The 8,152-nt window shown below is 73.4% G+C and carries 9 protein-coding genes and 1 pseudogene; 4 read left to right on the forward strand and 6 right to left on the reverse strand.

Annotated elements, in window-relative coordinates; translation table 11 throughout:
* A pseudogene (locus tag GTW08_RS10995) lies at positions 1-246 on the reverse strand (hypothetical protein); the annotation flags it as partial.
* A gap of 145 nt (positions 247-391) precedes the next feature.
* Between GTW08_RS10995 and GTW08_RS11000 the strand changes: the two are divergent.
* The 3 genes from GTW08_RS11000 (at position 392) to GTW08_RS11010 (ending at position 3,133) form a co-directional block, all read left to right on the forward strand.
* Positions 392-1,231, forward strand: a complete 840-nt coding sequence (locus tag GTW08_RS11000) for a DUF3097 domain-containing protein (protein ID WP_083658467.1) — start codon at positions 392-394, stop codon at positions 1,229-1,231.
* Positions 1,232-1,344: 113 nt separating this feature from the next.
* Positions 1,345-1,794 (forward strand): NfeD family protein, encoded by a 450-nt coding sequence (locus tag GTW08_RS11005; RefSeq protein ID WP_073574791.1) that lies wholly within the window; start codon positions 1,345-1,347, stop codon positions 1,792-1,794.
* An 88-nt stretch (positions 1,795-1,882) separates the two neighbouring features.
* The gene (locus GTW08_RS11010) at positions 1,883-3,133 is read left to right on the forward strand and encodes an SPFH domain-containing protein (protein WP_073574792.1); all 1,251 of its coding nucleotides are present in this window, start codon (positions 1,883-1,885) and stop codon (positions 3,131-3,133) included.
* Positions 3,134-3,240: 107 nt separating this feature from the next.
* Here the strand turns inward: GTW08_RS11010 and GTW08_RS11015 are convergent, their stop codons facing one another.
* The 5 genes from GTW08_RS11015 to GTW08_RS11035 form a co-directional block, all read right to left on the reverse strand.
* Positions 3,241-3,984, reverse strand: coding sequence for an energy-coupling factor ABC transporter ATP-binding protein (locus GTW08_RS11015; protein WP_073574793.1), 744 nt, complete (start codon positions 3,982-3,984; stop codon positions 3,241-3,243).
* Positions 3,981-4,745 (reverse strand): cobalt ECF transporter T component CbiQ, encoded by a 765-nt coding sequence (gene cbiQ, locus GTW08_RS11020; protein ID WP_073574794.1) that lies wholly within the window; start codon positions 4,743-4,745, stop codon positions 3,981-3,983. The genes GTW08_RS11015 and cbiQ overlap by 4 nt, the downstream gene beginning before the upstream one ends.
* Entirely contained in the window at positions 4,745-5,095 is a 351-nt protein-coding gene (locus GTW08_RS11025; RefSeq protein ID WP_073574795.1) for a PDGLE domain-containing protein, read from the reverse strand. The genes cbiQ and GTW08_RS11025 overlap by 1 nt, the downstream gene beginning before the upstream one ends.
* Positions 5,092-5,805 (reverse strand): energy-coupling factor ABC transporter permease, encoded by a 714-nt coding sequence (locus GTW08_RS11030; RefSeq protein WP_174565861.1) that lies wholly within the window; start codon positions 5,803-5,805, stop codon positions 5,092-5,094. Before GTW08_RS11030 ends, GTW08_RS11025 begins: the two co-directional genes overlap by 4 nt.
* A gap of 188 nt (positions 5,806-5,993) precedes the next feature.
* Positions 5,994-6,875 (reverse strand): glycosyltransferase family 2 protein, encoded by an 882-nt coding sequence (locus GTW08_RS11035; protein ID WP_073574796.1) that lies wholly within the window; start codon positions 6,873-6,875, stop codon positions 5,994-5,996.
* A gap of 564 nt (positions 6,876-7,439) precedes the next feature.
* Between GTW08_RS11035 and GTW08_RS11040 the strand changes: the two genes are divergently transcribed.
* Positions 7,440-8,152 (forward strand): glycosyltransferase family 2 protein (locus tag GTW08_RS11040; protein ID WP_346009894.1); only part of this gene is annotated, 713 nt, incomplete at its 3' end.

The raw sequence follows: 8,152 nt of genomic DNA on the forward strand, positions 1-8,152 counted from the left end.
CGGCAGCACCAGCCGGGCCTGCCCGCGCGGGGCGCCGCGGCGGACGGCGGCCAGCAGCATCGCCGTCGAGGTCGGCGCCGATCCGGGTCCGGGCAGTCCGGTCGTGGCGGCGGTGACGTCGTCGGCGGCGAGCACGTCGTGCGCCTCCGACCACGGCGCGAGCGCGTCGAGGACATCGTCGGGTGCGGCGGACCCGGCCAGCCAGGCCGAGGCCCACACGGCGAAGGTCGTGGAGGCACAGGACACGGCGGTCAGGCTAACGGCCCGTCCGGCGTCGCACACCCGGCACGTGGGTGACGCAGCGCTACGAGGGTCACGCTGTGCGTGACCACCGGAGTGTGGGCGTGTCGTGCCGCGGTCACCGACCGGCGTCGACCGATACTGGCTCACCATGAGCCGGACCCACGATTACCGGGGCATGTTCGACACCGCGGGCACCCGTGCGCCGCGGGAGAGCCGGGTGACCGAGGTCGCCGCCGAGCCGGGCCTGGTCGTCGAGGACCCGGCCAGCGGTTTCTGCGGTGCCGTGGTGACCGTCACCGGCTCGGAGGTGACGCTGGAGGACCGCTTCGGCGGCCGGCGGATCTTCCCGCTGCGCCCCGCCGGTTTCCTGTACGAGGGCCGCCCCGCGACGCTGGTGCGGCCGCAGGCCGCCCCCGCGGGCCGCACGTTGTCCGCGTCCGGCTCCGTGCACGTCGCGAACCTGAAGGCGCGCACCGCGCGCGCCGCCCGGATCTGGGTCGAGGGCCTGCACGACGCGGCACTGGTCGAGCAGGTGTGGGGGCACGACCTGCGCGTCGAGGGCGTGGTCGTGGAGCCGCTGCACGGCGTCGACGACCTCGCCGCCGCGGTCCGCGACTTCGCCCCGGGCCCGCACCGGCGCCTCGGCATCCTCGTCGACCACCTGGTGGAGGGCACGAAGGAGACCCGCCAGGCCCGCGAGGCCTACCGGGCGACCCGCGACGCGCAGCAGCACGTCCTGGTCACCGGCCACCCCTACGTCGACGTCTGGCAGGCCGTGAAGCCCTCGGTCGTCGGGATCCGCGAATGGCCGGTGATCCCGCGCGGCACCGACTGGAAGACCGGGGTCTGCGCGGCGCTGCGGTGGGGCGAGCCCGCCGACGGTGCCCGCCGGGTGCTCGGCGCGGTCCGCAGCTACCGCGATCTGGAGACCCCGATGATCGGCGCGGTCGAGCGCCTCATCGACTTCGTCACCGCCGAGGGGGCCTGACCCCGACACCGCGGGCGAACTCCGGCACCGACCGGTAACGATCTGGTCGACCGGTGCGGAGCATCCCGACGAAACGCCGACGGGGAATCGGACATTCTGGCACCCTGGGGCCCATGGATCCGGCACTGATCTGGCTGCTCATCGGTCTCGTACTGATCGGCAGCGAGGTCGTGTCCGGGGAGCTGTTCCTGGTCATGCTCGGCGGCGGCGCACTCGCCGCGGCGGCCGGGGCCGCACTCGGGTTGACGCTCCTCCCGGCCGCCGGGGTGGGCGGCGCCGTCGCGGTACTGCTGCTGCTGGCCGTGCGACCGGTGGCGAAACGCAGGCTGGCCGAGCACATGGGCACGCTCGATCGCCACCAGGACCGGTTCGTCGGCGCCTCCGCCGAGGTCGTGCAGCGCGTCGACGGCGAGCGCGGGCAGGTGCGGATCGGACGTGAGGTGTGGTCGGCGCGGTCGATGGACGGGGTGGAGGTCCTCGAGGCCGGCGCCACCGTCACGATCCTGCAGGTGACCGGGGCGGCCGTGCTCGTCACCGGTCGGGGGGAGCTACCGCCGTCCTGACCGCCACCGCGGCGGGACGGCCACGACGCCCCGGGGACTCCGGGGCGACACGGGCGCCGGTTCTCCGGCGCGCAGGAGGGGAGAGCACATGGGCGCCGAGTTCATCATCGGCATCATCCTGCTCGCGCTGGTCGTGACGATCGTCGTCAAGTCGGTCGTCATCGTCCCGCAGGAGTGGGCCTACATCATCGAACGGCTGGGCCGCTACCACAGCATCCGGGAGGGCGGCCCCGCCATCCTGGTGCCGTTCGTCGACCGCACCCGCGAGCGGGTCGACCTGCGTGAGCAGGTCGTGTCGTTCCCGCCGCAGCCGGTCATCACGCAGGACAACCTGACCGTCAACATCGACACGGTCGTGTACTTCAAGGTGAACGACGCCAAGGCGGCGGTCTACGAGATCGCCAACTACATCGCCGGTGTCGAGCAGATCACCACCACGACCCTGCGCAACGTGGTCGGCGGCATGACGCTGGAGCAGACGCTGACCTCGCGCGACCGGATCAACACCGCGCTGCGCGGCGAGCTGGACGAGGCCACCGAGCGCTGGGGCATCCGGGTCGCCCGGGTCGAGATCAAGGCGATCGACCCGCCGCCCTCGATCCAGAACTCGATGGAACAGCAGATGAAGGCCGACCGCGAGAAGCGGGCCATGATCCTCACCGCGGAGGGCCAGCGGGAGTCGGCCATCCGCAGCGCCGAGGGCAACAAGCAGTCCCAGATCCTCACCGCGGAGGGCGCCAAGCAGGCCGCCATCCTCGCCGCCGAGGCCGAGCGGCAGTCGGAGATCCTGCGGGCGCAGGGCCGCCGGGCCGCGCTGTACCTCGAGGCGCAGGGTGAGTCGAAGGCGATCGAGAAGAAGTTCGCCGCGATCAAGGCCGGCAAGCCCACCCCGGAGCTGCTCGCCTACGAGTACCTGCAGACGCTGCCGCAGATGGCCGAGGGCGAGGCCAGCAAGCTGTGGGTCGTCCCGTCCGACTTCGGGAAGGCACTGGAGGGCTTCACCCGGATGCTGGGTGCGCCCGGCGAGGACGGCGTCTTCCGCTACGAGCCCAGCCCCGACGACGGCACCGTCTCCCGGCCCGCCGAGGACGACGGCGTCGAGGACTGGTTCGACACCTCGTCCGACCCGGAGATCGCCAAGCAGGTCGCGGCGGCCACCGCGGCGGCCCAGCAGGAGGTCCCGCCGGTCGGCTCGGACGTCCCGCCGGTCCCCGGCGCCGAGACCGGCAACGGCGGCGGTGCGGCCCCGGCCCGGCTGGAGGCCTCCCGCGAGGTCCCCGGCATCGGCGCCCCGGGCGCGGCGCAGGGCCACCCGAACGGCCAGGAACAGCGCGGCTGACCCCCGGCCGCACCTCACCGTCGAACGGTGACCGCACCGCCCCGTCCGGCTCGCCGGGTGGGGCGGTGGCGCGTCCGGAGCATGCGCGATCTCCCTGGGCGCCCCACTCAGGCAAGGACGAAGCCGTAGGGCAGCTCCAGGCGGTGCCGGGCGAGCAGCTCGGTGTCGGCCAGCAGCTCGCGGGTCGGCCCGTCGGCGACGACGGTGCCCCCGTCCAGCACGACGCTGCGGGGGCACAGCTGCAGCGCGTACGGCAGGTCGTGGGTGACCATGAGCATGGTCCGGCCCAGCCCCAGCAGCACCTCGGCCAGCTCGCGGCGGGCCACCGGGTCCAGGTTCGACGACGGCTCGTCGAGCACCAGGATCTCCGGGTCGCACGCCAGCACCGTGGCCAGCGCGACCCGGCGGCGCTGCCCGCCGGACAGGTGCAGCGGGGAGCGGTCGGCGGCGTCGGCCATCCCCACCGCGGCCAGGGCCTCGTCGACCCGCTCGCGCAGCGCGGGCCCGCGCAGCCCGAAGTTCGCCGGGCCGAAGGCCACGTCCTCGGCAACGGTGGGCATGAACAGCTGGTCGTCGGGGTCCTGGAAGACGATCCCCACCCGGCGGCGGATCTCGCGCAGGTGCCGCTTCTCCACCCGGAGCCCGCCGACCTCGACGGTGCCCGCGGCGCCGTCCCCGCCGCCGAGGATCCCGTTGAGGTGCAGCACCAGCGTGGTCTTCCCGGCGCCGTTCGGGCCGAGCAGCGCGACCCGCTCGCCGGGGGCGATCGTCAGGTCGACGCCGAACAGCGCCTGCTGGCCGTCGGGGTAGGCGAAGGCGAGGTCGGTCAGCCGCAGCGACGGCGGGCTCATGCGGCCACCCAGCCGGACCCGGCCAGCAGCACCGCGACCCCGGCGACGGTCAGCCCGGCCAGCCACTGCCGTGAGGTGGTCGGGGCGTCGCCCGACGGCGGCATGGTGCCGGTCCAGCCGCGCGACAGCATCGCCAGGTGCACCCGCTCGCCGCGTTCGTAGGACCGTACGAACAGCGAGCCGATCCCGCGGGCGGTCGCCCCGGCCTGCCACAGGAACCGCGGGTCGTGGCCGCGGGAGATCCGGGACAGCCGCATCCGGCGGGCCTCGCCGGTGATCACGTCGGCGTAGCGCAGCATCAGGGTGGCGATCGTGGTGACGATCGCCGGGGCGTGCAGGCGTTGCAGGCCGACGAGCAGGTCGCGCATCGGCGTCGTCGCCGCGAGGGTCAGCGAGGTCAGGACGCCGAGGGTGCCCTTGACCAGGATGTTCCACGCCCCGAGCAGCCCCGGCTGGGACAGCGTGAGGCCGAGCCAGTCCAGTGTCGGCGCCGGGCCGGTGAACGGCAGCAGCACCGCGAGCACCACGAACGGCAGCTCGATCACCGAGCGCCGCAGGATCCAGCCCGGGCGCACCCCGGCCAGGGCCCACACCGCGGCCAGCAGCAGCGCGAACCCGCCGAACACCGCGAACGCCTCGCGCGGGGTCGCGACCACGCACACCACCACCAGCAGTGCCGAGACGACCTTCACCTCGGGGGGGAGCCGGTGGACGGGGGAGTCGCGGTGCAGGTACAGCGGGTGCGCGTGCCCGGCGCCCATCAGCCGTCCCGGCGGCGCAGCAGCAGGAACACCCCGCCCGCGACGACGACCGTCACCAGCACCCCCGCCACCCCGGCGACGCCGGTGGTGCCCTCGCCGCCCACGACCGAGTACCCGGCGAGCGGGCTCGATGCCATGGCGTGGTCGCTCTCGTGGGTCGCGATGCAGGTGCCCTCCAGCCGCTCCTCGCCGTCCGGGGTCGCGACGGCGGTGCAGCCGTCCCGGGCGACGGTGTCCAGGCCGTCGGGGTCGGGGGAGGCGAAGGACGAGACCAGCCCGGCCACGACCAGGGACACGATCAGGAACCCGGCGAAGAACAGCAGCGGGCGACGGCGGGCGGTGGCGCTCATCGCGCACCCTCCTCGGAGGTCGAGCGGCGGGCCAGCGGGCGCCCGGTGCCGCGCAGCAGGTACACCAGGTCCGGCCGGGCGGCGGCCACTGCGCCCACGGTGGCCGCGGTGATCACGCCCTCACCGATGCCGATCAGCACGTGCAGCCCGCCCATCAGCGCGAACACCGTGCCGAGGGTGGCGCCGCCGGCGCCTCCGATCGCGTACTCCAGGACGAAGCCCATCGACGCGACGACGGTGTTGAGCAGGGCCGCGACGAAGGCGACGGCGACCAGCCCGCCGCGGGAACGCACCGCGAACCGGCGCAGCGAGCGCGCCACCAGCCAGCCGACGACCACCCCGATCACGGCCATGTTCGTGATGTTGAGGCCCAGTGCGGTGATGCCGCCGTCGGCGAACAGCAGCGCCTGCACGACGAGCACGATCGAGATCGCGATCATGCCCACCCACGGGCCGACCAGGATCGCGACGAGCGCCCCGCCCAGCAGGTGCCCACTGGCCCCGGGCAGGATCGGGAAGTTGATCATCTGGACGGCGAAGACGAACGCCGTGACCAGTCCGGCCATCGGCGCGGTGCGGTCGTCGAGGTCCGCGCGGGCGCGCAGGACGGCCACCGTCAGCGCGATCACCGCGACGACGGCGAACAGCAGCGCCGTCGGGCCGTTCACCAGTCCGTCGCTCATGTGCATGGCGACCGCGTGCGTCTGCATCGCGCCCCCTCACCGGTCGGACCGGCCGCCACCCGGCCGGGTGAGGGGATTCAACGCGACGGCGGTGCTGCCGCAAAGGCCTGGCAGTAGATAGGCGACTGCATGTCCCGGATGTCCGGTATCGACCCCGCCGATCGGGGAGTCCGGGATGCCGTCCGTCCGGACGGCGCGCGGTCGGGCGCCCGCGGTCAGCGGGCGTCGGCCGACGCGGCCTCGTCGCGCTCGGCGATCAGCTTGTCGTCCTTGCGGGCGGCGATGCGCGAGACCTTGAACAGCGCCTTGCGCCGGGCCCGGCCCAGCGGCAGGGCGAGCCGGCCGATCCGCACGTCGATCGGACGGACGTCGAACACCCCGGAGTCGCCCAGCTCGTCGAACAGCAGCTGCTGCTCCTCGGAGATCTGCTGCTCGAACTCCGAGGAGACCGAGCCGCGAGCGATCCGGAACGCGGCCAGGGTCTCCGGGACGCCGAGGAAGTCGCCGTACTGGAGCAGGCGCATCCAGAGGTCGAGGTCCATGATGAAGCGCCGCTCCGGGCGCCATCCGCCCGCGGTGACGAACTGCTCGCGCCGGAACAGGACGTTGCCCGGCTCGCCGATCGGGTTCGCGCCGTTGCGGATGACCCGCCGCGCGACCTCGCTGCCCGAGTGCAGTCCGACCAGGCCGCCGCCGAGGCCGCGGCGCGGGACGATGACCCGGCTCTGCTCGTCGATCATGTGCCGGCGCGAGGCCACCACCGACAGCGACGGGTCGTCGCGCATCGGCGGAACTTGCAGCTCCAGGCAGCGCGGGTGCAGCAGGTCGTCGGCGCAGACCAGCTTCACCAGCGGTGCGCGGCAGAGCTCGACGGCGCGGTTCCAGTTGTCGCCCTGCGGCAGTGTCTGGCGGTTGCGCTCGACCCGGATCCGCGGGTCGCGGAACGAGGTCGCGATCTCCCAGCTCGCGTCGGTGCTGCCGTTCTCCAGCACGACGAGCTCGAAGTCCCGCCAGGTCTGCTCCAGCACGCTGCGGATGGTCTCGGCGAGATAGGTCTCGCCGTTGTGGACCGGGATGCAGACGGACACGCTGGGCACAAAGCCGCCGGGCCTCATCGGGTACCTCGCAGGGGTGGAACGGATCGGACGAGCAGGCGGCGAGCCACGCTACCCGTCCCGGCCGGCGGGCCGGACGGCGGCGCGGACGAGCGACGTCCGAAGGGGACCATCGGGACGGAACGGATACACACCGTGATCATCGGCCGGACGTCCCGCCGCTCGCCGCCCGACGATCACCGCTCGTCGGGCGGGGTCCCGGTGGGCCGGTCCCGCACCGCGGCGGCCCGGACGACGTCCGTAGTATCGGTCGTCGTGTTCGCGTGATCGGTCCACGCCGCGGCGACGGAGTCCGGAGGCCTTGCGTCGTCCGGGCGACACCCGATGCGGTGCGGGTCACGTAACGCGACCGACGGCGCCGGAGATAAGCCGGATGACCCCCGTTGTGGGGTAACGGATCCGGTCGATGTCGGCATCGTCGTCACGACCGGACACGCACTGCTCGCCAACCGCGCGCCAGGACCGATCGATTCGGGGGAGAGACCGGTGAACAAGCGCCCTGACCACGGACCACGTCGTCCGAACCAACCGAGGGTGTCGGTGATCGTGCCGACCCGCAACGAGGCACGGAACCTCGAGGTGGTCCTGCCGGCCGTCGCGGCCGTGCGTCCCGCCGTGTACGAGGTGATCGTCGTCGACGGCGACTCCCAGGACGGCACCGTCGAGACCGCACGCCGTGTCCTGCCCGGCGTCCGGATCGTCCGCCAGACCCGCAAGGGCAAGGGCAACGCGATGGCCTGCGGTTTCGCCGCGGCCACCGGCGACGCCATCGTCATGTTCGACGCGGACGGCTCGGCCGACCCGCAGGAGATCCCGCGCTTCGTCGCCGCGCTCGTCGAGGGCGCCGACTTCGCGAAGGGCAGCCGGTTCACCAAGGGGGGCGGCAGCGACGACATCACGTTGCTCCGCAAGGGTGGCAACGCCGGTCTGAACCTGATCGCGAACACGCTGTTCGGGACCCGCTACAGCGACCTCTGCTACGGCTACAACGCCTTCTGGGCCGACATCCTGCCGCTGCTGGAGCTGCCCGCGGTCGACATGCCGCCGCACCCGGACGGCGGGATGTACTGGGGCGACGGGTTCGAGATCGAGACGGTCCTGAACTGCCGCGTCGCCGCCGCCGGTCTGTCGATCACCGAGGTCCCCTCGGTGGAGAAGGAGCGGATGTTCGGCGAGACGAACCTGCGCACCTTCGCCGACGGCACCCGCGTCCTGCGGACCCTCGCCGCCGAGCGGCGGCGGGCCGGTCGCGACGACCG

Source organism: Pseudonocardia sp. SID8383 (genome assembly GCF_009864975.1).
GTDB lineage: Bacteria > Actinomycetota > Actinomycetes > Mycobacteriales > Pseudonocardiaceae > Pseudonocardia > Pseudonocardia alni.